This window comes from Ktedonobacter racemifer DSM 44963 (assembly GCF_000178855.1).
GTDB lineage: Bacteria > Chloroflexota > Ktedonobacteria > Ktedonobacterales > Ktedonobacteraceae > Ktedonobacter > Ktedonobacter racemifer.
In genome coordinates this window covers 2,553,733-2,580,411 of record NZ_ADVG01000001.1, presented here as the reverse complement: position 1 = coordinate 2,580,411, position 26,679 = coordinate 2,553,733, and the positions used below count along the sequence as shown (strand labels likewise).

At 51.5% G+C, this 26,679-nt stretch carries 21 protein-coding genes and 2 pseudogenes; 17 read left to right on the top strand and 6 right to left on the bottom strand.

All coding sequences use genetic code 11. The features are described from left to right. The first annotated feature begins 376 nt into the window (after window positions 1–376). The 4 genes from KRAC_RS11195 (at window position 377) to KRAC_RS75800 (ending at window position 4,434) form a co-directional block, all read left to right on the top strand. Entirely contained in the window at window positions 377–1,744 is a 1,368-nt protein-coding gene (locus tag KRAC_RS11195; protein ID WP_007906994.1) for an IS701 family transposase, read from the top strand. A gap of 149 nt (window positions 1,745–1,893) precedes the next feature. Continuing rightward, complete coding sequence (locus KRAC_RS11190; RefSeq protein WP_007906993.1) at window positions 1,894–2,784, top strand: hypothetical protein; 891 nt, start codon at window positions 1,894–1,896, stop codon at window positions 2,782–2,784. Window positions 2,785–3,180: 396 nt separating this feature from the next. Continuing rightward, window positions 3,181–4,059 (top strand): IS110 family transposase, encoded by an 879-nt coding sequence (locus KRAC_RS11185; protein WP_040442342.1) that lies wholly within the window; start codon window positions 3,181–3,183, stop codon window positions 4,057–4,059. Between the two features lie 12 nt (window positions 4,060–4,071). Beyond that, complete coding sequence (locus KRAC_RS75800; protein ID WP_338010117.1) at window positions 4,072–4,434, top strand: transposase; 363 nt, start codon at window positions 4,072–4,074, stop codon at window positions 4,432–4,434. Window positions 4,435–4,674: 240 nt separating this feature from the next. Here KRAC_RS75800 and KRAC_RS11175 read toward each other — a convergent pair whose 3' ends face one another. Then, the gene (locus tag KRAC_RS11175) at window positions 4,675–5,115 is read right to left on the bottom strand and encodes a DoxX family protein (protein ID WP_007906992.1); all 441 of its coding nucleotides are present in this window, start codon (window positions 5,113–5,115) and stop codon (window positions 4,675–4,677) included. 290 nt (window positions 5,116–5,405) lie between these two features. On the opposite strand from KRAC_RS11175, the gene KRAC_RS11170 reads away from it, so the two are divergent. Together KRAC_RS11170 and KRAC_RS11165 are read left to right on the top strand one after the other, a co-directional pair. Further along, the gene (locus KRAC_RS11170; protein WP_040442340.1) at window positions 5,406–5,648 is read left to right on the top strand and encodes a hypothetical protein; all 243 of its coding nucleotides are present in this window, start codon (window positions 5,406–5,408) and stop codon (window positions 5,646–5,648) included. Between the two features lie 619 nt (window positions 5,649–6,267). Then, window positions 6,268–6,915, top strand: a pseudogene (locus tag KRAC_RS11165) (IS701 family transposase); the annotation flags it as partial. Between the two features lie 147 nt (window positions 6,916–7,062). Here the strand turns inward: KRAC_RS11165 and KRAC_RS11160 are convergent. Then, window positions 7,063–7,968 (bottom strand): LysR substrate-binding domain-containing protein, encoded by a 906-nt coding sequence (locus KRAC_RS11160; RefSeq protein ID WP_007906987.1) that lies wholly within the window; start codon window positions 7,966–7,968, stop codon window positions 7,063–7,065. 140 nt (window positions 7,969–8,108) lie between these two features. Between KRAC_RS11160 and KRAC_RS11155 the strand changes: the two genes are divergently transcribed. The 5 genes from KRAC_RS11155 (at window position 8,109) to KRAC_RS65725 (ending at window position 14,852) form a co-directional block, all read left to right on the top strand. Further along, window positions 8,109–9,242, top strand: a complete 1,134-nt coding sequence (locus KRAC_RS11155; protein ID WP_007906982.1) for an alkaline phosphatase family protein — start codon at window positions 8,109–8,111, stop codon at window positions 9,240–9,242. A gap of 372 nt (window positions 9,243–9,614) precedes the next feature. After that, window positions 9,615–10,424, top strand: coding sequence for a phosphonate ABC transporter ATP-binding protein (gene phnC / locus KRAC_RS11150; protein WP_007906980.1), 810 nt, complete (start codon window positions 9,615–9,617; stop codon window positions 10,422–10,424). A 112-nt stretch (window positions 10,425–10,536) separates the two neighbouring features. Next, complete coding sequence (phnE, locus tag KRAC_RS61290; RefSeq protein WP_007906977.1) at window positions 10,537–11,799, top strand: phosphonate ABC transporter, permease protein PhnE; 1,263 nt, start codon at window positions 10,537–10,539, stop codon at window positions 11,797–11,799. A gap of 63 nt (window positions 11,800–11,862) precedes the next feature. Continuing rightward, window positions 11,863–12,807 (top strand): phosphate/phosphite/phosphonate ABC transporter substrate-binding protein, encoded by a 945-nt coding sequence (locus tag KRAC_RS11140; RefSeq protein ID WP_007906975.1) that lies wholly within the window; start codon window positions 11,863–11,865, stop codon window positions 12,805–12,807. A gap of 1,361 nt (window positions 12,808–14,168) precedes the next feature. After that, the gene (locus tag KRAC_RS65725; RefSeq protein WP_007906974.1) at window positions 14,169–14,852 is read left to right on the top strand and encodes a hypothetical protein; all 684 of its coding nucleotides are present in this window, start codon (window positions 14,169–14,171) and stop codon (window positions 14,850–14,852) included. Window positions 14,853–15,281: 429 nt separating this feature from the next. Here KRAC_RS65725 and KRAC_RS11120 read toward each other — a convergent pair whose 3' ends face one another. Then, window positions 15,282–16,055, bottom strand: coding sequence for a superoxide dismutase (locus KRAC_RS11120; protein WP_007906973.1), 774 nt, complete (start codon window positions 16,053–16,055; stop codon window positions 15,282–15,284). A gap of 659 nt (window positions 16,056–16,714) precedes the next feature. Between KRAC_RS11120 and KRAC_RS11115 the strand changes: the two genes are divergently transcribed. From KRAC_RS11115 to KRAC_RS11105, 3 genes are all read left to right on the top strand, one after another. Further along, window positions 16,715–17,104, top strand: a complete 390-nt coding sequence (locus KRAC_RS11115; protein ID WP_007906971.1) for a hypothetical protein — start codon at window positions 16,715–16,717, stop codon at window positions 17,102–17,104. 836 nt (window positions 17,105–17,940) lie between these two features. Further along, entirely contained in the window at window positions 17,941–18,180 is a 240-nt protein-coding gene (locus KRAC_RS11110) for a hypothetical protein (RefSeq protein ID WP_007906969.1), read from the top strand. A 569-nt stretch (window positions 18,181–18,749) separates the two neighbouring features. After that, window positions 18,750–19,574 carry a hypothetical protein gene (locus KRAC_RS11105; RefSeq protein ID WP_007906968.1) on the top strand — a complete coding sequence of 275 codons (825 nt, stop codon included), beginning with the start codon at window positions 18,750–18,752 and terminating at the stop codon, window positions 19,572–19,574. A gap of 392 nt (window positions 19,575–19,966) precedes the next feature. On the opposite strand, the gene KRAC_RS11100 is transcribed toward KRAC_RS11105, so the two are convergent. Then, complete coding sequence (locus KRAC_RS11100) at window positions 19,967–21,133, bottom strand: tetratricopeptide repeat protein (RefSeq protein WP_083814593.1); 1,167 nt, start codon at window positions 21,131–21,133, stop codon at window positions 19,967–19,969. On the opposite strand from KRAC_RS11100, the gene KRAC_RS11095 reads away from it, so the two are divergent. Continuing rightward, entirely contained in the window at window positions 21,112–21,531 is a 420-nt protein-coding gene (locus KRAC_RS11095; RefSeq protein WP_007906966.1) for a DUF3024 domain-containing protein, read from the top strand. The two genes, KRAC_RS11100 and KRAC_RS11095, sit on opposite strands and share 22 nt — an antisense overlap. Before the next feature lie 53 nt (window positions 21,532–21,584). Here KRAC_RS11095 and KRAC_RS11090 read toward each other — a convergent pair whose 3' ends face one another. Further along, window positions 21,585–21,956: a hypothetical protein gene (locus KRAC_RS11090; protein WP_007906965.1), complete on the bottom strand. Its 372-nt coding sequence runs from the start codon at window positions 21,954–21,956 to the stop codon at window positions 21,585–21,587. 140 nt (window positions 21,957–22,096) lie between these two features. Continuing rightward, window positions 22,097–23,598: pseudogene (locus tag KRAC_RS65720) on the bottom strand (zinc ribbon domain-containing protein). A gap of 476 nt (window positions 23,599–24,074) precedes the next feature. Between KRAC_RS65720 and KRAC_RS11075 the strand changes: the two are divergent. Further along, window positions 24,075–24,338: an HU family DNA-binding protein gene (locus tag KRAC_RS11075; protein WP_007906963.1), complete on the top strand. Its 264-nt coding sequence runs from the start codon at window positions 24,075–24,077 to the stop codon at window positions 24,336–24,338. A 79-nt stretch (window positions 24,339–24,417) separates the two neighbouring features. Beyond that, complete coding sequence (locus KRAC_RS11070) at window positions 24,418–26,181, top strand: VOC family protein (RefSeq protein WP_007906962.1); 1,764 nt, start codon at window positions 24,418–24,420, stop codon at window positions 26,179–26,181. Window positions 26,182–26,679: the final 498 nt, after the last annotated feature.

Here is a 26,679-nt window from a genome sequence, read left to right as displayed (position 1 = left end):
ACAACATATGAGAATGCAAAAATTAAATGGCCTGGGCAAACCAGGGTGAGTGGTAATAAGCGCCAATGGTGGCTCATGGCCAGATTTGGGGCAAAGGATAATTGAAGAGTTTATCTAATGGACTCTCTGAGCACGTTTTTGGAAATGGAGGCATTAGATAAGCTCATCTAGTCCCAAAAGTGGCCATGAGCCGAAGAGTGAGCAGGTTTTGAGGTTTCATGTGAGCACTCGGCGCGAACACTACAGTCGCACTTGTTAACTCAGCAATAAGAACCAGAAAAGTATAAGAAAAGCAACATCATTATCTTCTTCCAGATGTGGCAATCTGTAGGTGTGAAACCTGAAATCAGATAGCGACATCTAAAAGGAGAAGAAGATGAAGCGAAACAAGCATGCCACCTTCACCGGAACCAAGACGACCCCTGCCGATGTCTGTCGCTGGGTCCAACCCCTTTTTCGTCTGCATGGGCGCCTCGCCCAGCGCTTTGCCCGACCAGAGCCACATCGCCGGGTACTGACCTACCTGCAAGGGATTTTGAGCGAAATATCCCGCAAAAATGGCTGGCAATTAGCTGAACACGCCGGAGAAGCTCGTCCTGATGGCATGCAACGCCTGCTCTCGCAAGCCGTTTGGGACACCGATGGCGTACGTGATGATTTGCGTACGTATGTGCTTGAAAAACTGGGCTTGCAATCGCCTATCCTGGTCATCGACGAAAGCTGCTTTCCCAAGCGAGGCGAAAAATCAGCTGGCGTTGGCTTGCAGTATTGCGGAACCACGGGCCGAGTCGAGAATTGCCAGGTCGGAGTTTTTCTCTCATATGTGACGGCCAAAGGGCATACCCTGATTGATCGCGAACTGTATTTGCCCTTGGACTGGTGCGAGGATCGCGATCGGTGTCGAGCCGCAGGCATCCCAGCATCGGTTCGTTTCCAGACAAAGCCAGAGTTGGCCCAGCGCATGATCGAACGCATCTGGCAAGCTCAGATCCCCATTTCCTGGGTCGTAGCTGATACGGTTTACGGGGGCAATCTGGACCTGCGAACCTGGTTGGAAATGCGTGCGTATCCTTACGTGATGGCTGTGGCTTGCAATGAACCAGTCGGGTTCCAGACACCGACTGGACGCAGACGCGAAGAGGCCGCATTGGTCGAAGCGTTCGTCCTTCACGATGGGAACTGGCAGCGCCTGTCAATGAGCGAAGGCAGCAAAGGCCCCAGGCTCTTCGACTGGGCCATCGTCCCCATGCTGCGCCAGTGGGAGGATGATGGAAGACATTGGTTGCTCATTCGTCGTAGCCTCGCGGATCCATCTGAGAAAGCGTACTACTTTGTCTTTGCTCCGCAAGGAACCACCCTGCCAGCAATGGTCAAGGCCATTGGTGCCAGATGGCGTGTTGAGGAAAATTTTGAGAATGGCAAAGATCTCGGCATGGATCACTACGAAGTACGGAGCTTCATCGGTTGGTACCGGCACATTACGCTCGTGCTGTTGGCTCTTGCTTATCTTGCAGGAATTTGTGCAACAGAGCGTTTCCCCACTGATCATCCTACGACTTCTGAGTCTGCTACCCAATCCTGCATACTTCCCTTGACCATTCCTGAAGTGCGCCATTTGCTCGCACGGCTCATCTGGCCTTTGTCTTCGTCCACACGCCGGGTGCTTGCCTGGTCGTGGTGGCGTCGTTGCCACCAAAGCACGGCGAGCTCTTACCACATCAAACGTCGTCTCAAGGCTGGCTAATTCTGGCTGATTCCCACTTTCTTGGCTTTGCCCTGGCGCGTGTCATTTCCTAGACACGCGCAGAAATTTCCTGGAAGTGCTGGAGTTCCTGGAAATTTGTGCGCATGTTGTCTCCCATTTGTTCTTTCCTTGAAAGGAGTTCTGAGAGTATGACTCTTCTTCCTCTCGCAGACGGTGCTCGTCTGCTTGGCATTCATCCCAAGACCCTCCACCACTGGCTCAAAGAGGCCAATATGCTCCTGGTTACCCACCCGACGGATGCACGTATCAAATGTGTGACGGAGGAACACCTGCAACAAGTAGCCAGCTTGCATGGGCGCCCACTCCAGGCATCTCGGCCATTGGATGCAGCCTCTCCACCTCTCATTTCGTCTCAGGTGAGCGTTCCCCATGTGCCTGAAAACGAGGCGGAGTCTGCTTCCACAGCCTGTTCGTTCCTCACCACCCAAGGCTCTGAAGCAGACCTGCTCCAGAGACTGTCTGGTCTGGAAACGAAGATCGCTACGCTTCAGGAGCAGTTTGCCCAGCTCACGCTGGCACTACTCCAAGAGCGGGAGAGATCGGTCGAGCGTCGGATCACGGCCTTGGAATCCCTCATGCAACCACTGGTGGGGAGACAACTCTCCGCACTGCCGACTCCTGGGGCTGAGCAAGAACCTCCTTGTCCACGACGTGTGCCGAGACCTCTGCATCCCGTTGAACAACGCGCTCGGTCTCGCATGCCTCCCCTGATCGAATACAGCGCGCCGGGCATCTACGTGATCATGAGTTCGCAAGAAGGCGAGGTCCATCTGGAACCCAATTCGCGCGCGTGGTTTGACTGGTTGGCTACCCTTTCCTCTTTCCGTTTCGTTGGGCCTACTGGGCGCTTTACGGGGCATCGAGGATACAAGGATGGTCAGCAGACGCGCTATTGGTCGGCTTCTCGCTGTGTCCGCCGTCATACCTACAAGCATTATCTTGGCATGACGGAGAGCTTGACTCTTGCCAATCTGGAGCAGACCGCAGCCAAACTTCAATCGGACATCGACGCGCGCTAGGTTCTTGCGCTTGTCCCTGTCAATGGCTTTCTCTGGCTCTCAACAAGTGCGACTGTAGTGGCGAAAAGTGAGCAGCACAACCATTGATAACCCGAAAAACCGCTCATATAATAATTTGGGAGCAGTGGGAGAGAGCCTGAGTAACCGCTAGTGGCCTGTGAACAGCAGTGACCTCCTTCTGGAGACAGCTCCCCGCCCGCCAGAGCTTCAAGGGTCTATGAGGCTTGTTGCACCAGCCCATGGCGACGCGAAAGGCCGTTGCCAGAGCCAGAGTGCCGATCCAAGATGAGCTGACGCTCGCGCTGGTTGGTCGGGATTCTCGCTTGCTCATCCCGGTGGAAAGGTGCGCCGGATGGAAGATCCAGGGAGGGAGGAGTCAAGAAAATCAGGTGCGCAATGGAGATGACCCCACCTGCCTCCGAAGGACAGGGGGCTGAGATCAAATATGTGTGTGGGATTGATATCGGAAGCCAATCCTGCTCGGGGTGCATCACCCGCCCCGACAAAAGCGTCGTAGTCAAACCGACCACCTTTGCCAATGCGAGGGAGGGCTGGGACCTCTGGGAGGAGAAGCTGAGCCGGTTGGATGCTGCTCTCAGCCAAATCATGATTGGCATGGAAGCGACCTCCCGGTATCATGAAAATCTCTACCATGAATTGGAGCAGCGAGGCTATCAGATGTGCCTCTTGCATCCAGGGCAAACCCATCATTTTCATCAGCAACGGGGATTGCGGGCCAAGACCGATCGGTTGGATGCCATGACCATTGCCCGCACGCTCCTCAGCGGAGAGGCGCGCATTGGGTACATTCCTGGTGAGCAGGTTGCGACCTACCGGGAACTCGTCCGCTTGCACACGCAGTCTCTCGCGAAGAGGCTGCCCGCTACGAGAATCAGATCCAGGCGTTGGTGGTGGTGCTCTTCCCCGAGTTCCCCCAGGTGTTTGCCGACCCGTGCGGACAGAGCGCCTTGGCGGTGCTCAAAGCTTATCCCCATGCCCAGGCCGTGGCTGAGGCAGGCGAAGCTGCAGTGTACCAGGTGTTGCGAACCGTTCCCGCCCCACATGCGCGGGCGTTCTACGGCACAGAAATTAGTGATCCTGGCGAAAGAGTCGGTGAGCAGTGGCCGCGCCTTGTGTGGCCGTGCGAGTAGCTTGCGCATCCTCTGCGATCAGTTGGAGCATACGCAGGCCAATCTGGTGCGACTGGAGCAGGAACTGGAGGAGTTGATGACCACCGATCCAGGCACCAAAGGGCTCCAACAGATGCCAGAATGAGGGCCGAAGACGATCGCAGTGTTACGGGCAGAACTGGGAGAGGTGGATCGTTTTGCCTGCACCGATCAAGCCATCGCCTACGCGGGCATGGATATCAAGATCCGCGAAAGCGGCCAATGGAAAGGCCAGCCCAAGCTCTCGAAACAAGGCAGTGGCTTGCTGCGCCAGATGCTGTACTTGGCCGCTCTACGCAGCATTTCCTTGCAAGGCTCCGCCTTTGGTGCCTATTACCAGCATCTGGTCGCGCGTGGACTCAAGAAGATGTCCGCGCTCATGGCAGTCATGCGCAAAATGGTGGCAGTGGCAACGCACCTGATGCAAACGGAGGAGGACTACGATCCCGGCAAAGTCTGGGTGGGGGCTACGGGCCCGTAGCCCCCACCTACTTGGGATTATGCTCAGGTTGGCCGCTCTCTCCAGGGCAGCTAAGAGGGGGCTTGATGCCTTTCTAAGCTCAGCTTCCCCCACAAGGAACTCTTGACAAATCTTATAGCTTCTCCAGAGGCAGATTGTTGCGCACCATTTTTGTAAATTCGGGCATTCACGCTATTTACCAACAAGAGCAAAGAAAAACCCCTGGCAACGCGCTCGCGCCAGGGGTTGAGTCAAGAGGACTTATGCAGCTTTGAAGAAAGACCGGCGGCCATAGGCAATGGCGATCAAGAGCAATCCGACCACCAGAGGGAACAATGCCGAAGCGCCACCACCACCGATGAGCGTCACCACGGTCGCTCCCCCCATGATGATCACCAACCCACAGGCAGCCAGCGGCGTGAGGGGTCGCTGGATACGCGTCAATGCCGGAAGGATCAGGCCTAGAGCTCCGGCAACTTCGGCCACGCCAATGAACTGTACAAACCAGCCCGGGAGTGCGACACTCATCTGGGCGGCCATCACCTCGACGGGCGTGATCAGTTTCATGCTGCCAGCGAAGAGAAATACAAGCGCGAGAACGGCCTGAAGCATCCAGAGGGTTGCGGTCACGATCCGGGTTCGACGGGTGGAAGTTCCACGATGGACAACGGGTGCGGATTGGATGGAAAATGACTGGTTCATGGTGTTTCTCCCTTGTCGTATTTTTTTACTTGCAATTTGCAAGCGCCTACACTCACCTATTCCAAACGCAGGAAGCTAAACCGGAAATTCTGGTCGTCCACCGAGATACGCGACGTGTTGACCACCCGCATTTACAAGAACAGCGCACAACAATCCGCTCAGGAAGTGAATTTTCAAGCTGTCAATGGTTGTGCTGTTCACTTTTCGCGCCGATTACCAGATGAGGGGGGAGACGAGATGGGGTACAATAGAGGCATATTTTGGGCAGAGAAGGAAGGTATGCAGGAGTTATGCGGTTAACGAAGACAGAAGAGGGGGTGATGGTGCATTCAATCTTGCCGTGGGAGGAGGAGCATTTGTCCTCGCTTGCTGCGCAGGAGAGTGAGTGGGTTCCTCTCTCCAGTATAGGAGAGCAGGGGCAGGTGCTCGGCGAGATCAACAGCCGGACGTACGCCATTCGGTTGCATCCAGGCGTAGAGATTGTGGATCGGCAAGTGGTGGTGCTGAGTCCACCGGAGTCGAGGAGACGGTAAGCAGGAAGGGGCCAGCAGCAGGGAACCTCATCCCTGCTGCTGGCTTGTTGTCCATGGCTTCCTGTGGTGTCCTCTCTATGGCCTGGGGAACGTGGTGTGCGACTGGTGAGCCACGCCCAAGGTGGTGCTCCAGGAGCGTGCGCTGCCAGGGGTGTTGATCCTGGGGTCTTGGCAGTTTTGTCTCTGACGATGGATGTGTTTTCGCAGGGGAGAGCAAGCGGAAGCCTTCCTTTGACGTATGGTGGGGTTCTGTCAGAACTGAGAACATGGAAACGTATCAGAGGCAACGAGTATTGCGTGCGATGCAGGGTTCTCATGTTAGGAAACTGCTTGCATTGCTTCCCTCAAGGTGGTAAGCCGATCAAGGAATGCTCGTCGTTGTTCTGAGAGCGAGGGTGTTTTTCCCAGCGTGGAGTGAAGACGGAAATAGTTCCGTAGTCGACTTTCGTCCTTGTAGATAGGCGGTATTTTCGGTCAAACGAGCATTTATCCCTGTTTTTTTGTTTCCATCATATTTAACGCTCGCAGCACGAAGGAGGCACATTTCTCTGCTCTTTCGCCGGCTTTCCCTCTTATTGTTCAGCTATACAATCTCGTTGCGCAACCTGATCCTGCTCCAGAGCGTGAAGCAGGGAAAAAAGGTCGTCCGGCGCTTAAAGGGCAACGACACCCCAAGCTGGCAGAACGCTTGCACGATCAAAAAACCGTTTGGCAGAAATCTCTCCTGCCTTGGTACGGGGGCGCTACCCGTGAGATGGAGATCGCTACCGGGACGGCTTTGTGGTATCAGTCTCCCATCCCTCCCGTCGCCATCCGTTGGGTGCTTCTTCGTGACCCAAAGGGGCAATATGAACCAATGGCCTTGCTGTGTACGGATCAGCAGATGGATGCAGCTCAAATTGCCTCCTGGTTTGTCTTGCGCTGGACGGTCGAAGTGACGTTTCATGAGGTTCGCACTCATTTGGGCGTGGAGACACAACGACAATGGTCGGATCTGGAGATCTTGCGCACGACTCCTGCGTTGTTGGGCCTGTTTTCGCTTGTCACCATTTTTGCGCAGCAATTGCTGGAGCGGCGAGCCTTTCCCGTTCGGCAGACCGCTTGGTACACCAAAACGTTGCCGACCTTTTCGGACACGCTTGCTTTGGTTCGTCAGCATCTGTGGCCCTCCACCTTTTTTTTGGTGTCGTCCTCAGATGCCGACACCGTGCAAGTTCCACGGGCGCTCTTTGAGCGTCTCGTCGATACGCTTGCTTTAGCCGCTTAGTTCCAACATGTTGTCTGTTAAATTTGGATAAAGTCTAGCTCAGAAATGAGAACAAAGGTGTGCTATTTTCTAAACTATTGATTATCTTAGAGCTATCTCCATCTCGTTGCGCAATCCGTGGGTATTTCCTCCCCTGGTATGTATCTCCTATTTCTCCTCTAACATATCCAGAAAGGCTTGGGTTGCTCTGGACATTTGCTTTCCCTTTGGGAAAATGATAAACAGTGATCGATGCAGTACGCCAGTTGCAAGAGGAATAACGCGTATCTTCTTCGCGAGCAATTCTTCGTCAAGTGCTGACTGTGAGATGAAGGCATACCCCAAGCCAGCCATGACAGCTCGTTTCATCATTTCAGTATTGTTCATTTCAATACAGGCTTTGGGAAGAGCGCTACCAGAACCATGAAAGTACTGCTCGACAACTGTCCGAGTTCCTGAGCCTTTCTCTCGAAGCAGTAATGGCAGAGGTAAGTGCTGGAGTTGCTCAAGTGAACATGGAGCTGGCAATGAGGATGTTGCTGGACCGACGAACACGACACGGTCGACTTCCCACGCTCTCTGTTCAATATCTGGAATGTTCTCTTCACCTGTAACAATCCCAATATCTAGGAGGTATTGACGGACAAGGCTGGAAATCATCGCGGTGTTCTTCATGGTGATGGTCAAATTGATGTGAGGATACTGTACTTGATACCTTCCAAGAAACTCTGGCAAAAGGTACGTTCCTGGGGTTGTGCTGGCTCCAATGCGAAGAGACCCTCGTTGCAGCCCATGGAATTCCTGCATCGCTTGTTCTGCATCTCCTACTAGCCCAAAAATACGAGCAGCATATTCTGCTAGCACCGCTCCTGCTTCAGTGCAATAAATCTTATTACCCATTCGGACGAGCAATGCTTGCTTGAGCTCTTTCTCTAATGTGCGTATGTGTTGAGACACGGCTGGCTGACTCATGAAGAGTTCTTCTGCTGCACGTGTTATATGTTGGGTGCGTGCGACCCGATAAAAAACAAACAAGTGATGCAGATTCACCGATGCCTCTGCTTCTCTTTTCATAAGTTTTACTTATGACCTTTATTGATTTTTTCTAGTGGTATCATGCCACAATCTCTTGTATGCTGCAAAGGGCGTGTGGGCGTGATGAATCGCTGATACGTTTTATCGTTCTCCATAGATGAGAAAGGCAGGAAAGGTTTATGAAACGAGCGGAACGGCAACGCACGGTGGTAGCGATGGTTGATGGCATGGGAATGGAGTATTTCACAGCACAAGCATTGCCATCTATGCAACAGCTAGCAGCGACAGGATTCTTTCAGCAGGTAAGTGCATTCTTGCCGAGCGTCACGAATGTGAATAATGTTTCCATCTGCTGTGGAGCGTACCCTGATGAACATGGGATCACAGGAAATTCCTACTTTGATCCGAAACTGGGCCAGGAAGCGTATATGGAAGATGCCCGATTACTCTGTACTTCAACCCTTTTCCAACGAGCGGCGGCGCGAGGAATCCAAAGTGCATTACTCACGAGCAAAAAGAAAACGCTGAGTCTGCTTGCAGAAGGGACGACCCTTGCTCTTGCGGCAGAGGCTCCTCCCGCTTCGTTTGTCGCTCGTTATGGCCCTGCTCCCTCCATTTATAGTAGTGAGATCAATTATTGGTTGTGGCAAATTGCAGTGGATATCCTTAAGGAGCATCCAGAGATTGGCTTATTGTATATCCATACCACCGACTTCCCAATGCATGCATGGACGCCTACTGAGCAGCGTTCTCAAGAGCATCTGCAAACACTTGACCGCTTCCTTGGAAAAGCCGTTGAACAAGCCCCTGATGCCGCCTTTTTGATCACGGCTGATCATGGAATGAATGCAAAGCGACGCTGTTGGGATCTGCAAAAAGTCTGCGAGCGACAAGCGACACCAATCCGCTATGCGCTTTCAGCAGAGAAAGATCGTTATATCCAACATCATCGGACGTTTGGAGGAACAGCCTATGTCTGGCTGTCAGCACCAGAGGATTTAGAAGCAGTCCAACAGACACTTCAGAAGGTGCCGGGCGTCGAACTGGTGCTTCCACGAGAGCAAGCTGCCCAACGCTTTCATCTCATGTCTGAACGTATTGGGGATGTAGTTGTTCTCGGAGATCAAGACACTGTTTTTGGGGAACTGGAGACAGAGATGGAAACGCTGGAGCCTTCCTACCGCTCTCATGGCTCGCTTCATGAATTAGCAGTGCCTCTCATTCTGTATAATACCCAGGAAGTCTTTTCAGCAGCAGAAACCTTCCGCTACAATGCTGATCTGACACGATGGCTCTATCGAGATGATGCCTGATCACGAACGAGGAGAAGCTGTTCTGATCCCGAATGGATCGCCCCCAAACGGAGGTGGCGGCCACCCAGGGCGATTGCGCCAGTCACCAGGCCGTTATCTATACGACCGCGATCAGCGCTTCGCCTGCGAAAGGGGGCCTTATGCCCAACCACCAGTTAAGGGAGTCCTGCCTTTATTACATATATTACATAAGCTTTACATAAAATTATCAGTCTCTTGATTGACTCTTAAGCTTTATAAGGCAGTATTGTCTTAGGAAATATGTACTTAAGGTCACCATGATTTTCAGACAAGAGGACAATACTATCAAATAGAATCTTTCTTCATATCGGCAATATAGTCTGTTAATAGAAAGATTGAGGCAAAAAGAACGTGAGCAATGTGGCATTGCTTGAAGTAAACAGTCTCTCTAAGGTATACCCGAATGGCTATGAGGCTTTAGCTGATGTAAGCTTTAATCTCCAGGCGGGTGAGTTTGTTTGCATTATTGGACGCAGTGGCGCGGGTAAATCGACGCTGTTACGCTGTATTAACGGCCTCATCTCAACAACAACGGGCATTGTGCGGATGCAAGGCAGGGACATCACCAGTCTGAATGATGAACAAAAACTTTTGCTTCGCCGCCAGATCGGTTTTATTTTTCAGGAATTTAATCTCGTGGGACGTCTGACGGCCCTGCAAAATGTTTTAACGGGACGCCTGGGTTATATGAATAATCTGTCTGCGCTGCTCGGTTATTTTAATGCAAATCATCGCGAGAAGGCGCTTGAATGTCTGGGGCGTGTCCATATGCTGCAACGGGCTACCTATCGGGCCGACAATTTGTCGGGAGGAGAGAAACAGCGTGTCGCGATTGCCCGCTCTCTGGCTCAGGAACCCCTGCTCTTACTGGCTGATGAACCTGTGGCCAGCCTGGACCCTGAGTTGTCATGGAGTGTCATGGGCGACCTCCGCAATGCTGCCAAGGAATTAGGCGTCTCAACTCTGGTCAATATCCATGATATCGAAACCGCCAAACATTTTGCTGATCGCATTATCGGTATCGCTCAGGGACGCATTCTCTATGATGGCCTCCCAGGTGAACTGAGCGATGGTCTCTTGCAGGAAATTTATCGCAGTGAAAATCCTGCAGCGCGCTCGCGCTATGATGAGAACTCACAAAATGCTGAATTAGAAGCGTAATCACCCTCTGCTATCTTACCTACTATCCAGATAAGCACACAATCAGACTGCCGATCTGTCAAGAGTGAGATAAAAGAGCAGAAATGAAGTATGCTTAGAGGAGAGAAAAACGTTGATTGAAGAGAGAAATGAAACGCAAAGCGAAGCTATAGCAAAGTTTCTTCCAAAGCGCGATCGTAGTTTACAAACATGGATGCGCAGGCCAAGTCCCGATCTAGCCAAACCTTTTGACTCACTTCACTGGCCTCTGGCCGCGCCAGCACTACTCTGCTCGCTCGCAGCAGTAGTGTTGTTCGCACACATAATTGATCTGGGTTCTATCTCTGTCAATTGGACGCTGCAATTCAATGTGAATATTGCAGTAGCACTGATTATTTTGCTAGCTGGTGCACTTGCAATTATTCCCAGCGCGAGAAAAAAACCTCGCCTCTGGCGCGAACGCAATACTCATATTTCGCTGGTTCTCCTGGTTCTGCTAGCCGCGTATTTTCTGCTCGGTGCAGGCCATCTCGGTCCAATCAATGGACTCGATCTCGGCATTTTTACTTATGCATTTACTGATACAAATATTAACCAGCTTGTCCTGACGCTGCTGATTATTCTTCTGTTCTGGTTGGCTTTCCAGCGCAGCATCATTGCAGGAGTTGCGCTCTTTGCGCTCTTTCTCTGGTGGGGTTTTAGTCTGAAAGGGTTTAGCTGGGACAACATCTCAAGCCTATTTAGCAGTCAGAATGCTGGCCTGCTCAAGTCGATGCTACCACCCAAGTGGAGCTATTTTAGCCTTGTGATCACTCAGATGCTGGTGACGATCCAGACAGCCCTCCTGGCGATGATCATCGGGGTTGTCGGAGCACTGCCTTTGAGCATCCTGGCGGCCAGAAATACAACCCCTCATCCAACTATCTATACTATCGTACGTTTCCTTATCAATATCATTCGTGCTATCCCTTCGCTGGTACTCGCCTTGATCTTTGTGACCTTTATCGGCCTGGGACCGGTTCCTGGAGCCTTTGGTCTGGGTTTGCACACGATCTCAGTGCTGACCAAGTTGTACGCCGAGGCCATTGAGTCGGTCAAGCCAGAGCCCATTGAGGCACTGAGCGCCGCCGGGGCAAATGGTCTGAAACGTTTTCGCTGGGGGGTCTTTCCTCAGGCTTTTCCTCTTCTTGCTAGCTCTACGATCTACTACTGGGAGTCAAATACACGCGATGCGACAGTGGTTGCGTTCGTGGGAGGCGGAGGTATCGGATTTCTTTTAGATCAAAACCTTTCCTTGCTGAATTATGCCAATGCTTCAGTGATCCTGGTTACGCTGGTCGTGACAGTTGTTCTGCTGGACCGGGTTAGTGACTTTGTACGCTCGAAAGTGTTGTAGCTTTTCCAGCAATTTTTTAACTGTTACTGTTCTGTATTTCGTTTTGCAACAAAGGAGCATACAATGCCCGTAACTACACATGCAACTCGTCCACGCTGGTTTAGCCGCCTGGCGATTGCTATATTTGCCTGCCTGATGCTGGTGCTCTCCGCCTGTGGCAGCACCAACACTGCGGCCTCTGCTACGCCCGCCTCGGCGTGTGCGCACCCGGTTAGCCTGAGCCAGGTAAACCTTGGTGTTATTCCCGATAACCCGACCAGTGTTCAGGATGCAACCAAGCCTTTCTCAGATGCACTCTCCAAGCTGGTTTGTAAACCCGTCAATCTCTTTGTTGGGACAAACTATACGTCGATTATCACGGCTATGACCAGTGGAAAAGCTGATATCGCCTCTTTCGGACCACTGAGCTATGTCCTGGCGGCTGATAAAGGTGGTGCTAAGGCTATTCTGCGCTCGCTGGCGCCAGCTGATAAAGCTGATCACTACTATAGCTATATTATCACGACGGCGAAAACTGGCATCAAGACGCTGGCGGATCTCAAAGGCAAAAAGTTCTCCTTTATCGATCCAGCTTCGACCAGCGGTAACCTTGTTCCTCGCTATACCCTGCTCAACGCTGGGATTGATCCCGACAAGGATTTGCAGGCTACCTATGTTGGCTCACATGTTCTCTCGCTGACCGCAGTTTTGAGCGGCAAGGTAGATGCTGGCGCTCTTGCCAGTGATACCTATGATAGCCTGATCCAAGAGGGCAAGCTTAAAGCGAGCGATGTTGTGATTATCGCGAAGAGCTTTGCCATTCCTGAAGGGCCGATCGCTGTCCGTAAAGATCTGAGCCAGAGCGATATAGCGTCTCTCCAGGCTGCATTCATGGATCTGAACAATAATGCGGCTGCTCTGAAAGCACTCGGCTCAGGCGGCTTCATTAAAGATGGTGACAGTTCCTTCGATCCTATCAGAGCTCTGGCCAAAAAGCTTAACCTGGACCTGACAAAACTGGTGAAGTAAATCTTTGCTTCCTCCACTCAATGCTGAGCGAACCAATAGGCCGCGAATGCGACTGGTTTCCTGCCAGTCGCATTCGCATATGTCCAGCCTCCAAAATCCTGGCTCTCCCTACGGGTTAGGCAACGAGATGTGTATTCAGCTAAAACAGCTTCAATAACCCGTTCAATCCTCCTGCTCCAGGATAATGCAATTACATCTTCCTTTCTTTCTCACTCAGCTCTTGGAATCATGGCTCCCTTTGCTCTGTCAGTGTCGTTGCCAACAAGGGCTTCCCTACTCTCTGTTTGCAAGCAGCGCGAACGACACGCCTGATCGTCTCATACGAAACCCTATACTCCTCGGCTACCTTCCGCAGCGACTCCTGGTTCTCGAGAACGCGGCGTACCACATTCGGCCAGTCGGAAGCGGGAATTTTCCATGGCAGTGTATCTGGACCAGGGCGGTGTTGAGGCAGAGAAATGATACCTAGATTCTCACATGCCTGGTCAAATGGATCACCGGATTGAGCATATTCAGAACTGGATTTCGGCGTATAGACAAGAATATCACCACGACCAGCGAACAACTTCTCCAGAGGAATCAAGGCCAGGTGCGACCGGTGGTTCGTCGCCCGTCAGTTCCACTAATCTCTTAAAAACAAGGCAGGCAGTATAGCAACCATTACTGCTGCCCGCCCTATCTCATCAATACAGCTACACCGAAAAACAAGGTTTTACCAACGCACACAAACAAAAACTCGCCTTTTAAGTACCAGGAGGACAGCCTCTAATACTCACAAACAAAACGACCCGCATCTCTCCATCGGCATACACAGGACGTTAACCACTGTAGCAACTGTAGTAACGACTGTAGCAACACGCACCAATTTATACAAGAAATTGCCAATACCAGCAAACAAAGACCCTCGATTTCAAGCACCAGGAGGACATCCACAAACTCCAACAAACAAGCTGAGCCGACTCCGGCCATCGGCTCTTTTTTTATGCCCGCAAACATGCCATATTTTAAGTTTGACCTGTTTACTCCCACGGGATACGCAACGAGATGTACCTATGACTGAAGTGGCTCTCGAACGTCCTTCATTGCTGTTATGCTTTCTGTGAAGAAGTGACATTCCCCCCTATCGTCAACAAGCAAATGCTGTGGCCAAGATAGCTTCTGAAGCCGTTTCGCACTCTACCAACTGTGTGCTTGCTGCAATCTCGTTGCGCAACCTGTGGGTTCAGCGCGTTCAAGTACATACCCAATTAGGGGGAAGTATGTCCCACTATAATTGAAATATAGAGGTTATCTAAACTTCTCCGGGATAGCACCATGCGACCCGTTTCATGGTCCTTACACGACCAACGAAAGGAGCAGATATGTCCCATCTTTTACATTACATGCGACGAACCATTATGTACGCTCGTCAATATCATAGGCAACTGCACATACGACGAATCATTATGTACGCTCGTCAATATCATAGGCAACTGCACATACGACGAATCATCATGTATGCTCGTCAATATCATAGGCAACTGCACATACGACGAATCATTATGTACGCTCGTCAATATCATAGGCAACTGCAGGGAATGCTCCTCATCGTTGCTCTCCTGGCCAGCATGATCCTGCTTGCCCACTCCCTCGCTATCACCCATCAAGCGGCAACACACTATGCACCCTCGTTACATCCATCTATCGGTTATCCACATGGTGCTAGCTCCCCCGCTGCCGTTCCGCATAACTCGACCCCCCAGGTCGCCTACTCGGATGGTGCTAGCCCCCCCGCTGCCGTTCCGCATAACTCGATCCCCCAGGTCGCCTACTCGGATGGTGCTAGCTCCCCCGCTGCCGTTCCGCATAACTCGACCCCCCAGGTCGCCTACCCGCATGGTGCTAGCTCCCCCGCTGCCGTTTCGCATAACTCGACCCCCCAGGTCGCCTACCCACATGGTGCTAGCCGCCTCGATATGGTCTATCCTGGGCGGACTCACTCCTATCATCGCCTATCTTGGAGACAGCTCATCCATCGTCTATCCATGTGGCGGCGCTTCCGCTAAGCTGAAATAGCAACCTGTCACGCAGTGTTGTTGGAAATAAGCAGAATCCCGTCGGTTCCGCTGTGCCACCTGGATATAACAAGTATCCAGGTGGCTTCTTTATATTCCATGACTTCCTCTAACATTCTCAAAATTGGAAAGCGTCACCGCCTTGTACTCCACCTTGAGCGTGCCAGGCCACGCTTACGAGGGCTGATGTGATGCCTTCATCCCCTCAAAAAAGAACACGTTGCGTGCCACTCTGATCCATATGCCTCTCCAGGAACTCAGCCTTTTGGAGCGCTCGCACCTACCTGCGCGCATCAGAACAGGTGTGTGCAGAGCAAGAGCCGGCGGGCCTGCGTGGGACATACCCACTAGCGCCGCCCACGAGCTTATCAGAATCTTGAAATTGCGTCTAGATTTAAGAGAACGGTAAGCCATATAGTTTTAGATATTTTTCGCCTGACCATACCGTTTCGCAATTTCATCCCAGTTGGTTACATTCCACCATGCATTGAGGTAATCTGCGCGACGGTTCTGGTGCTTGAGATAATAGGCATGCTCCCACACGTCGTTACCCATGACGGGATAAAGACCGTTCAGAAGCGGGCTATCCTGGTTAGCAGCCGAAGTTATTTGCAACTTGCCACTTTTGTCGCTCACTAACCAGACCCAGCCAGACCCAAAAACCTTGCTTCCAGTCGTGTTGAATGCTTCCTTGAAGGAGGCAAACGAACCAAAATTCGCTTTGATTGCGCTGGCCAGTTCTCCCGCAGGTTCTCCCCCTCCTTTGGGTTTCATTATCCGCCAGAACATGCTATGGTTAGCATGACCGCCGCCATTGTTACGAACCGCTGTGCGTATGTTCTCAGGCAATTCGTTGATACGGCGCAACACCTCCTCGATTGGTAGCGAAGCAAATGGGTGATTTTTCAGCGCATCATTCAAGTTCTTTACGTAGGTAGCATGGTGCTTGTCATGATGCAGCTGCATCGTCTGGGCATCAATGTATGGCTCTAAAGCGTTATACGCGTAGCCTAACGGTGGTAGTTGAAAACCTTTCGCCGGATTACCCTGCTCAGATGGGCCACTACTGGCTGACTCTGTCGCGGCTGTACCACCGCACGCCACAAGAAGTATGCCCCCCGCAACAGCAGTGACCTGTGTAAGAAATTCACGGCGACGAAGAACCTGACTTTTAGAAAGGATAAAGGGTCTCACTGCTACTTTTCCTCCCAACGCATTTATTGAAACTTTATCTTCTCTATTAGTATAAGCACCAGTTGCACGAAAAACAAATTAGTTGACTTAAAGATTCTGACCAACGATGTGATGGACCTTCACGTAGAAGCCACACGGATATTGTCACCTTGGTAACAGAACTGAACAAGGGGTGAAAGGAACTGCATGAAAACAAACGCCACGATATTGTCTACTTAAAAAAATCTCTTGATGAGCTTTCCCCGCTGAACCTTCATTTGCGACCTTTCAGAGGGCCTTCTTTCGAGTTCATTTTGGGCTGACGCCCCACTTTTGTCTCGAATTCATGGTGATTAGCTCACCAATTATCGCTAAGTTGACAATACCTCCTCTCCGACGTTGGCAACAGCAATTGCACTCGCTCATCTCATCTCTTTTCATCTGCATCACACTGCATTTACGCTGGGAATGAGCACCAGGCGAAAGCCTAGTGCTCAGATTGCTCTCAGTAACATCTCAGTTTTATTTTATGTCTGATGGTTATACTTCGCATGAAGCAAGAAAGCAAGTAAGAACAGCTTTTCCGGATTCCGTTGTTCCGATAGTGCAACACGGCTTCGCTACTCACCATCAGGGATATAACATACATTCCTCTCTCCTACAGGCAAGGAGTCTCTCATATGCATATAGGAGCCATAGATGAAGCAGCTCTCATTCAAGACATGCTCCGCTCAGCTTTGGAACTTAGCGGGCATCAGGTCGAAACATACAGCACGGTGCCTAACCAATTCGCTCATTGTGACCTGTTTATTCTAGAACCTGGTGAAGCTGCTCAGGAGCTCATTCGCCTTCTCCCACTGCTACGCTCCCGCGCGCTCCCCATGCTGATTCTCACGTTCTACGAAGAAAATATTCTTCTGCTACACTTTCACGCATTCCCTGCTCTGCGTAAAATGCCTTTTGTGCTCTCACCCCTGCTTGCAAGGATTGAGCAGTTTGGCCCGCAAGGCATGCACCAACAGCAACACGATGCTTGCTCACCGATCCCGCTCCTATTGACCTCAGCGTAAGAAGCTAAACTTCGCTAGTAATTCTCTGCTGGTTCAGGATGTTCGAGTTTAGTAATCTAGGTTGAGATCAATAAAGGGACCTAGGCCCCTCTGCGAGTAGCCGCCTCTGCTCACAATGAGCAGACGATCCAAAGAACAGGAGAGTATCATGAGACCGGAACCACGACAACGAGCGCCCGCTCAAGCACGCCTGGACCCTCCCGCACTCGACAGGAACGTCTCCCACCTGAAGAATACCTTCTGCTCTCCTGCTCTCCGTTCCTTGATACGCTCGCGATGGAGAGTATCGCTACCTCTCTGGTTGGCATGCAATTCTCTCAAGACAGTAGATCCTATGAAATTGTTGCCGGACGGGTTGATCGCCAGATGCACCAGATCTATGGCATCTGTAGGGAAATAGATGCGTCCGCCTTGTTTGCCTCATTCAACTCACCATCAATCACGCCTCATTGGATACGGCAAGACGAGGAATGCATTGGTAAATGAGAGGAGCACCACCCTGTGCTTCCCGGCAGACCTAGCCCATGCTCTCCTCCCGCTCCGTTGTCTCCAGAGGAACACAAAAAAAGCATCATGGGGCCGCAAACTGGCGAATGTGGCCCAACATGTCGTGTCCTACCAGGAGCAGGGGGGTGATGACGCACGTTGCACGAACCTCTACTCCGAAGTACCACCATATTCCTTGGCAGGTAGAAAGAAGCTGTTTGCATTGAAAGGACGCGGCAGAAGTGGCGTGATTGCCCTTCGGAGCGGAATGAAGATGTGTGCTTTGCGATACACTGTTTTATGATGTTTGATGTTTGTTTTAATATATGTCAGAGAAAGTGGGGGAAGCCATGAATAATGGTGAGCAGAAGCGGAGAATGGCGCTTTTTCGCCAGTATAGAGAGCTATTTGGCGATTTGGTGAGCGATGGCGCGTACATGGTGGGCGATACCATTACGCTTGTCAATGGGATGAAGGGGGAAGTGATTTGGAAGTATCATATTCCTGGAGATGATGTGGTTTACGTTTTGGATGATGATACTGGTTATCTGATTGGGATCACGGCAGATGGCATCGCAGGCGGAGCATAATCTTACGCAATGGTTCTCTCTTTTAGATGACACAACGTACCACGTTCGGTCACTCAGAAACAGGGATTTTCCATTGCGTCTTGTCTGGGCCTGGGTGTCGCTGCGGTAAAGGAATGCCTACTGGATTCTCAAACGTCTGTTCAAATGGGGTACCAGATTGAGCATAATCAGCACTGGACTTTGGCGTAGAGACGAGAATATCATCGCGACCAGAAAACAACTTCTCGATGGGGATCAAGGCCAGGTGCGACCGGTGGTTTGTCGCCCGTCGGTTCCGTTGGTTCCGCTGTCGCACCCGGGATTGCTATTGCTTCCCGGGTGCTTCCCTTTCTTTCCTTTCTCTTCCAATCCAGTGGCTGCTATTGAGATGTTGGTTTCTCTTCTCGTTGGTAAATCGGGCTCGGCAGTGTTATTTCTGGTGAGATTGAAATCGCTTCTGAAGCAGACAGCAGGTCGAACGGCTGAGGTACTGCGCATGAAAAATCCATGAGCTTGCCTGTTCCTGTCTTTTACTGTACAGTTCTACTTGTGAAACGGCAAACCAAAAAGGAAAAGAACAGGTAGGACAGATGGAGATATCATCACAGACGCGTCAGCCAGAACAGCCAGCCTGGAATTGGCCCCTTGATGATCAAACGCCGGTGGACATTACCCCCTATTATGTCTCCAAATATTCCAAAGGGGGACTGAGTTACTGGGTTGGAGCAGCGCGCTTCGTCGGTCCAACTGCTCAGGATTGGGAACAGCGACGAAAAGCCCCTATTGTGTATCTTCTCAAAGTCGGCAGCGACGCCATCCATGAACGACTCTACTATAGAATAGCGCGCACACTCGATTTGCCACAACAACATGTATTCTGGGCTGTTACGCCACCCCATACTGATTTGGTTGCCGCTGCTATCCAATTTGAGCCAGAGGCATTTTTCCCGAAAAGGATTGATGTTTCCACAAAAACAGTACTGTATCGTAGGAGAACCCATTTCGTTCCCAATGCAGAGGATTTCTGGCGTCACGATATCTTACACCACTATTGTGGAACTGGAGATATCCACCAGGCAATGGTGAAAGGAAATGTGCTTTTTGGTATCGATGCAGCGGATTGTGCGTTTCGTGCGCCTTTTCTAGAAAACTACTGGCAACAGTATCTCGACCATTATCAAGCCCAAGATCCGACACGCCTTCCCGTCATCTATGAGATAATGCAGCGCATTGCTCACCATGCTGAATTGCCTGAACTGGTAGAGCAAGAGCTAAGAGAGGCACCAGGGCCGGTTCTGGAACACCTTGCTCATCAGCATGCTACTCCCAGTGAAAATATACGTGCGATGCATGATGAACTCCTTCATGCTCTCCAAAAACTATCTCCCACCTTTCCAGGGGCTACTTCTCTATAGGCACTCGCTGAAACGTGACCACTTCTTTGAATTCGTGCAGGTACTCTCTCTTGCTCAAAAGACAATGGGTCTTGCTTTCCCTGGTTCCACTCCGCTCTATCCAGCGTCCCTACGACTTGATAGTCGTTGCCAATGGCCTCCGGGTTGATCGTCATAAATTGGGTGACAAGCTGCTCTTCTAGCTGATCCTGGTGAATAATCAGTAAACCACAAGCGTAACAGAAGCGGCATATCTTCTCTACTATGGTGGTATGCCTGGGGTTCACATGAATGAGCAGGGAAAACTTGCGGGGTCGAGTCTTGATCCTACAACGTGGACGGCTTGTAAAACGTGTATCCTGGTACGTGTTCAGGAAGAAGTCGTAACGTGGGGGTTGTTTTCCAAGCTGTCTCTAGGTGCTTGTCACGACATGCCCAACCCTCTTAATGAGAGTGCTGGAGGTAACTTCACCTTCCTCGTCCTTCTCATAAAGGGCAAGAGATTGTTTCGCATCCTCTTCCCGAGACAGATTGATCAGTTTATGCTCTATAGGTCTCTTTGATCGTCGAATTTCCGGCAACTTCTTCAAATTATCACGTGCGATAGGATAGTCAGGATCTATGGTTAGTGCTTGCTTGAGTACTTCTTCCGCCTCATCATAACGAAATTGCATCATCAGGCAGACCCCCAGGTTCCCCCAATACGACGGTATGCGGCTCTTTGTCTCGGTGAGCTGTCGGAATAGCAGTTCGGCCTCTGGCCATTTTCCTTGCCTTACCAGGCTCATTGCTTGCGTGAAGCGCTCTTCCCTCTCGATGTATTGCTCAAGTGTGATGCCCGTTTCGTGCGCCTGCATGGCCTCTTGAAGTTCCTGACGGCTCTCCTCCAAGTGCACAGCAAACTTGCGGGCCATTTCACTCATATCGTTCTTTGTAAGTTCAACCGCACGCTCAAAATTCCGCACAGCTTCAGCAGGGCGTGCCATAGAGGAACAGGCCAGGCCACGGTTGTACCATAACTCGGCTATTGTGGGATTAATACTGATCGCTTCGCCGAAAACATCATAGCTTTGCTGGTAATGTTTCAGCATGCCATGTGCAAGCCCTAGCGTCATGAGTATCTCCATACGCATTTCTGAATGCCTGGGCAGAGAGTTGAGCAAGAGTTCGCAGGTGCTGATGGTGCCTGCAAAATCGCCCATGAGCATCTGCTGTCTGGCATATTGAGTACGATAAAGCAACCGTTCGTGTATCTGCGATGGTATCGATGCCCTTTGTTGCAGTTGTTTCACCGGCTTTGCTTGTTGATCTCGCCTTGTTTGCTTTGCTCTCCTTGATTTTTTCGACATGATTCTCCCTGCTCTGCTTGAATTTCCTGTCGAGGTGGGATGAGTCATTTTGCCATGTGACGCTTCTACTGTATCCATTCTAGTCTTTTTTTGCAAGCTCTTGGACTTCTGAATGGATATTTTACGATGATTGAGTACCAATGCTGGTATCTCCACCGCTTTTCTGATGCCATGTGGTAATCTTATGAGAGAGCAGGAGAGAAAAGTGCATGACAAAGAAACAACCACCATGGATGTTCGGTTCACCTCGTTCAAAGCCAACTCGAGGTGGAGTACCAGAAGCCGTCAAAGCGGAAGTTAGCACAAAGGCGAATGATCTAATCGAGACGGTTTTGAAGCCACAGTATATCCAACCGCCACCTGATAATCCACAGTTCAATTATATCGTCGATCTGTATGGAAAGTGGTATCAGCGCTATTTTTATCTCTGTGCAACCTATCGTGTTCCAGATCCAGATGCCCGGGTAGCGAGTTTTGAGGTAAAATGCGCGCGTATGGAGTACTCGCGCGACAATCGCTTTCACCTCTCGTTTCCACGCCACACTGGGCAATGGGTAGAGTTGTATACGGACCTGCCATTAGATGAGTGCCTGATATCTATCAGGGACGAGCCATTCTTTTTCCCGTAGTCGCGTAGCAACAGGCGAACCATGGCAACACCAGTAACAGGATGGTTTCTCATTCATCGCCTTCGGCGCTTCTTTTTCTTCGTTCGCTGCTGCAGCGATGGCCGTTGTTGCTGGAGTTGTGCCTGTTGCTGATGCTGCTCAGACAACAGGTGAGCGGCATACTCAGCGCGTGTGCTACTCGTATTGGGAAGTCCCTGCCGCTGACAATAGGCTTCTAGTTCGTCCACATCAACAGTCACATCAATCGGATACATACCAAGCGCCGCCATCTTTTGCTTGGTGTCCTGCAAAACCTGGTACCACTCCTGCCAGGTTGTCTCCAAATCACTGGCGTCTTCTGCCGTAGCTAAGAATCTGGCGTATTGTTCTGGTACGTAAACAGCGACGGCTATTGCCAGAGAAGGAGCGCTCAAATCTTTCCTCATGGAGTTCGCTTCCTGTCTATCAGTGACACTCCGCATCGGTTGAAACCGAGCAGCTTCTGCCACTCTTCCGTAGTCGGCATTCTGAGTAGGTGAGGCGTAGCCTCTACTCGGTGTGACTGCCGTAGTGGGGGAGGAATAGCTCAGGGTCGCTCGTCCATCCAGAGCGTTCCCTGTTGCGCGGTGCCATGCACGTTGCGTTCTCCATGCCTCGCCTCAGAGATGGATGGTCCCTTTTGACGTTTGGCGTCTTGGGAGAGAGCAACACCTGTCTCTTTCGAGACTCTGCCTGCACATCGCACAGCAGTATGAGGCTTTTCTTTGAAGGGTTCTCCATAGCGCTCAAGCAAGCGCTGACCGATCTTGAGACTGGCATTGCGGTCGGCGTGTCCGCGCATCTGGCACTGTGGGCAGACGACCAGAGCAGCGCCGGGAGTATAGCCCGATTCTGGCTGTCCCTGCTTGTAGCGAATGACAGCGGCGTGGCAGCGATGACAGTGTCTGCTGGTATTGCGCGGATTGACCCGGCTGGTGATGATGCCACTTGCATTCCACGCCTTATATTTGCTGTAGCGGAAAATGCGCCCTTTCATCCAGTAGGCTCGCTTCGTATTGCCACGACGCGAATACTTCCCCTTTTCTGGCTGGAGATTGCCCAGGTGCTCAAAGACCAGGATGCTGGCCTGATGTTCCTTGGCGAACTGGACAATGCGACCGCTGACCAGGTGCGCGATGTGTTCATCAAGATGGCGGATTTTGCGCCAGAGGTCGGCATTGTCCTGTTCATTCTCCGCCAGGATGCCAGTCTGTGATCGGTTGCGTGCAATGCGTCCAAGCAGCAACTTCCTAAAGCCCGCTATCTCTGTGCCATTTCCGATGAAGGAGGTGGCCAGGATGGTGCCTTCAACTGTCTGGACGCTGCATACGGCTATGTGCTGGTCGAGATTGAGATCGACCGCACAGATGTGGGTCTGTGGATTGGTCGTGATCTGCTGCTCAACGTTGGCGGGAGCAGCGAAGGTCTTTTCGATGGGAGTATGCAGCCACCACTGCTTTCCCCTGCGAACCAGGGAAGGGCTCCCCATCTGGAAACCTTCGGGGAGATCGCGTGAGAGCAGACCAACCTTGAGCCAGGACCAGCACGTCCCGGTCCAGACCGATGCCGCAGGACGCAGTGATCACAGCGCTCTTTCCACTGGCTCGCGTAGAAGGGAACCGACTTGTTCCAGCTACGTGGTGGGACCGGTGGTCGCTCTCGGAACGGCTTCGACTTTTTGCCCTTGCGGGGCTTCTTTAATTCGTGTTTCTCCTTGCGCGCTCGCCATTTTTTGAGCGAGGAAAAGAAGGAGCGAGCAGAACCAAGCGCCGCATTGATGGCGGCACGGCGAAACATGGCCGGGATATCTGGGGCGATGTCTGTGAGCGGCATGATGGGCGCCGGGTTTGCCTCTGTCGCATGGGTGAGCCTTTCCAGCGCCGTGAGGGCCTCTTTGTTGGTGAGAGCCAGGAGGCCTTCATGAGCCTGGATACACTCGAAGTAGAAGGCGACGACACGGTTGAAGAGGGCCTGATTGGCCGCAAAGACTTCAGCATGCTGCGGCTGGTAGTGCAATGCCGATCGTATCGTGCTAGTCGCCTTGGCCATGTCTGCTTCCTCCTTGCCCCGTGTGCTCCTCCTGATACTGAGTATAGCATGCCTAGAACATCTTTTCAACAAGCAAGGGCTCAAGCCCGGACACACCTTACCCCGCTCTCAAGAGACGGGGCTTGCGGTGGGCTCAAGCCCAAAATGTCAGAAACTCAAGCGGTTTCACTGACTCCTCTTCCACCTCTCGCTTCAAGACCATTACAGCATATCACACTACATTGGGAGCGGGCATTTGCTATCACACACTCGGTTTTTGCCTCATCAGAACACATCTCCCACATCTCGTCTGCTATGCTACAATAGGGCTATTCTCCCCAGACAACCTGTGAGAAGCAACCTGGAGAAAGGGCAATGCTTTGCTACATGAGCGTACAAGGTATACTCTGCTATGAGCAGAGAGGACAAAGTACCACGTAACAATCGAATGAAAAGTACTTTTCTGCTTGTTTTGAGTGAAAGATTGAGAAGATCTCATGTCAGAACGTATTAAGAAAGAAGACGTTGCCCGCCGACTGGCTACACGTATGGACACGGATGAAGCGACAGCGACAGCCTGGGTTGATGGCGTCATCGAAACATTGTATGAGGCTTTCAAAGCAGGAGAAAGCGTCACGTTGCCAGGTTTTGGCGGCTTTTTTGTCCGCCCTGAGCCGAAAAGCTGGGTTTTCAAGTTCAATCCAGGCCAGCGCTTGCGCGCCCTGTTTGGTTGGTCATCAACCTACACTGGCAAACTCTAAACGAACAGAACAGCGAAAACATTCCAGGGTATACTCTCTGCATCAGGACTGCAACATACAGGTGAAAGGTGACTGAACAATGACCAGAGCAAGTTGGGTCGAACTTTGTGTGAGCAACTTCGAGCAATCCATCACGTGGTTTGAGAACGTCCTGGGTTTTCATGTTACCGCCCGCGACGCCAATGAGTATGCGGAATTGTCACGTGATGAGACCTGTATTCAACTGGCAGCAGACGATACCCCATACTGGGAGACCGAGCGTTCACATCTTCTTCCACCAGGGCAGCGAGGCAGTGGCGTTGAGATCGTCCTTCTGGTAGAGAACATCGATGCCATCTATCACCAGGCACAACAGGCTGAGGCTGACATCGTGCGCCCACTCGCCGAGTATCCCTGGCATATGCGGCAATTTTGGGTGCGTCATCCTGATGGCTACCTCCTTCGTCCGGCGCAAAAAATCCTCTCAGTCCATCCAACGATCTATCGTCGTCAGGTGGCTGACGCTTTTCAACGCGATATTCCACGTATTACGCAGGGATTGCAAGCAGTAAAAGAGGCCGCCGCGAAGTTGGCACAACAACGGGATTATCTTGGTGCGGCTACCATCTATGAAACGCTGGTGACAGAAATCTTTGAGCAGTCTCACCTCTACTACGAAGAAGAAGCTGAATACGATGGCTACTATGAAGAAGAAGGGTACTATCCCGAAGAGGAGGGATTGGAGGAGTTTGTCACAGCATGTATTGAAGCGCTGGGCACCATTTTGGCGAACGAACGGACCGATCGAGTGGCGCGTGAGAAGAGCATCGAGGTGTTGTTTGAGATCTACCAGCATGACTTGCATGCCGATGATGGGCACGGCTTTGATTCCAGCGCCGCTGATCAACTTGTCCGCTACACCACGCCGCTGGAACGCCACACACTCGCAACGCGGATTCGCAAGATTCTGGGCGGAGAAGAAGAAGCACTCACTGGTTCACGGCGTCAAGCCTATGGAAAGCTCTGGCTGGATCTAGAAAAAGAGACACTCGACGACGAAGCCTACCTGCGCATCTGTCGCGAAACCGGGCGCACTACCGACCTGATTGATCTGCTTTTGACACTTGGGCGTATTGACGAGGCCACCAGGGAGACGCGGCAGGTCGATGATCTTGTATTCCTCGGATTGGCCGATCTGTTCATCCAGCATGGACAAGATGCCGAAGCTGAGCGCCTGGTGAAAACCCGTGTTCAGGAGAAACCGGCTCTACACCTCCTGGAATGGCTGCAAAAATACTATCGGGACAGGGGGAATCTTGGTGCCGAGCTGGAGATGGCCGAAATGGTGTTCCGCGCGCAGCCACTTCTCAATCGCTATCGGGAGATCCGCAATCTCGCCAGGAAGCTCAATCGCTGGGAGACGCTTCAACCGCAGTTACTCGCTTTTTTGGAGCAAGGCAAGAATGCCACGCTCCTGATCCAGATTGCCTTAGACGAAGGGGACATCGATCACGCCTTGCAATTGCTGAAAGGGATGGCAAAGAAGGATAGCTACGGTTATGCCTACGAATCTTCCGGCTATGGATATTATGGATTCGGCAACATTGCTCTCCAGGTTGCCGGATCTGCCGAAGAGACGCGACCGCGTGAGGCCATTGAATTGTATCAGCAGCACGCTGAACGATTGGTCGCTCAGCGTGGTCGTCAGAATTATCAGGCAGCTAGCCAGTATCTTGCGAAGGTGCGTGCGTTGTACGAAAGACTTGGCGAGCATGAGGTATGGACGAGTTACATGAAAGCGTTGCGCGAGCAAAACCGCAACCTGCGCGCGTTGAAAGAAGAATTGACGAACGCTGGCTTGTAAATCAAATTTCTCATAAGAAGCAGGTTCAGGCTTCCTTTTTCCTCGTCAGTATCTTGGCAGCACGAACAATGCGCCTGATAGTTTCATACGAAACCTCATAATCCAACGTCAGATTGAGCATATTCAGAACTGGATTTGGGCGTATAGACAAGGATATCATCACGACCCGAAAAAAGCTTCTCCAGAGGGATCAAGGCCAGGTGCGACCGGTGGTTCGTCGCCCGTCGGTTCCGTAAGAAGAAGAAGCCTTGACACATTGACAAAATCAACCAGTGTCAAGGCTTCTTCGTTTTCTCTGTGGTCAGAAAAAGGGGAATTCTCTGTTAGAACCTGATTCGCGAGCGACTATACTCCTTTATTCACTGTAGGGATTGTTGCTACCAAAGCAAATGGGAAAGTATCTATACATACCAGTATGGTCGGCGGAAGGAGCAATCCTTCCGCCGACCATACTGGTATGTATAGATAGGGACTTCTTTCTTTTTCGCGTTCAGCTAG

What these genes read in the sequence shown, in the direction of transcription:
- KRAC_RS11090 (WP_007906965.1), bottom strand. Translation starts at nt 21,956, where the DNA reads ATGAGGAAAGATTTGAGCGCTCCTTCTCTGGCAATAGCCGTCGCTGTT.
- KRAC_RS11160 (WP_007906987.1), bottom strand. Translation starts at nt 7,968, where the DNA reads ATGAAAAGAGAAGCAGAGGCATCGGTGAATCTGCATCACTTGTTTGTT.
- KRAC_RS11140 (WP_007906975.1), top strand. Translation starts at nt 11,863, where the DNA reads ATGCCCGTAACTACACATGCAACTCGTCCACGCTGGTTTAGCCGCCTG.
- KRAC_RS65725 (WP_007906974.1), top strand. Translation starts at nt 14,169, where the DNA reads ATGTCCCATCTTTTACATTACATGCGACGAACCATTATGTACGCTCGT.
- KRAC_RS11175 (WP_007906992.1), bottom strand. Translation starts at nt 5,115, where the DNA reads ATGAACCAGTCATTTTCCATCCAATCCGCACCCGTTGTCCATCGTGGA.
- KRAC_RS11185 (WP_040442342.1), top strand. Translation starts at nt 3,181, where the DNA reads ATGGAGATGACCCCACCTGCCTCCGAAGGACAGGGGGCTGAGATCAAA.
- KRAC_RS11115 (WP_007906971.1), top strand. Translation starts at nt 16,715, where the DNA reads ATGCATATAGGAGCCATAGATGAAGCAGCTCTCATTCAAGACATGCTC.
- KRAC_RS11195 (WP_007906994.1), top strand. Translation starts at nt 377, where the DNA reads ATGAAGCGAAACAAGCATGCCACCTTCACCGGAACCAAGACGACCCCT.
- KRAC_RS11190 (WP_007906993.1), top strand. Translation starts at nt 1,894, where the DNA reads ATGACTCTTCTTCCTCTCGCAGACGGTGCTCGTCTGCTTGGCATTCAT.
- KRAC_RS11100 (WP_083814593.1), bottom strand. Translation starts at nt 21,133, where the DNA reads ATGGTGGTTGTTTCTTTGTCATGCACTTTTCTCTCCTGCTCTCTCATA.
- KRAC_RS11110 (WP_007906969.1), top strand. Translation starts at nt 17,941, where the DNA reads ATGAATAATGGTGAGCAGAAGCGGAGAATGGCGCTTTTTCGCCAGTAT.
- KRAC_RS11070 (WP_007906962.1), top strand. Translation starts at nt 24,418, where the DNA reads ATGACCAGAGCAAGTTGGGTCGAACTTTGTGTGAGCAACTTCGAGCAA.
- KRAC_RS11155 (WP_007906982.1), top strand. Translation starts at nt 8,109, where the DNA reads ATGAAACGAGCGGAACGGCAACGCACGGTGGTAGCGATGGTTGATGGC.
- KRAC_RS11170 (WP_040442340.1), top strand. Translation starts at nt 5,406, where the DNA reads ATGCGGTTAACGAAGACAGAAGAGGGGGTGATGGTGCATTCAATCTTG.
- KRAC_RS11075 (WP_007906963.1), top strand. Translation starts at nt 24,075, where the DNA reads ATGTCAGAACGTATTAAGAAAGAAGACGTTGCCCGCCGACTGGCTACA.
- KRAC_RS11095 (WP_007906966.1), top strand. Translation starts at nt 21,112, where the DNA reads ATGACAAAGAAACAACCACCATGGATGTTCGGTTCACCTCGTTCAAAG.
- KRAC_RS11105 (WP_007906968.1), top strand. Translation starts at nt 18,750, where the DNA reads ATGGAGATATCATCACAGACGCGTCAGCCAGAACAGCCAGCCTGGAAT.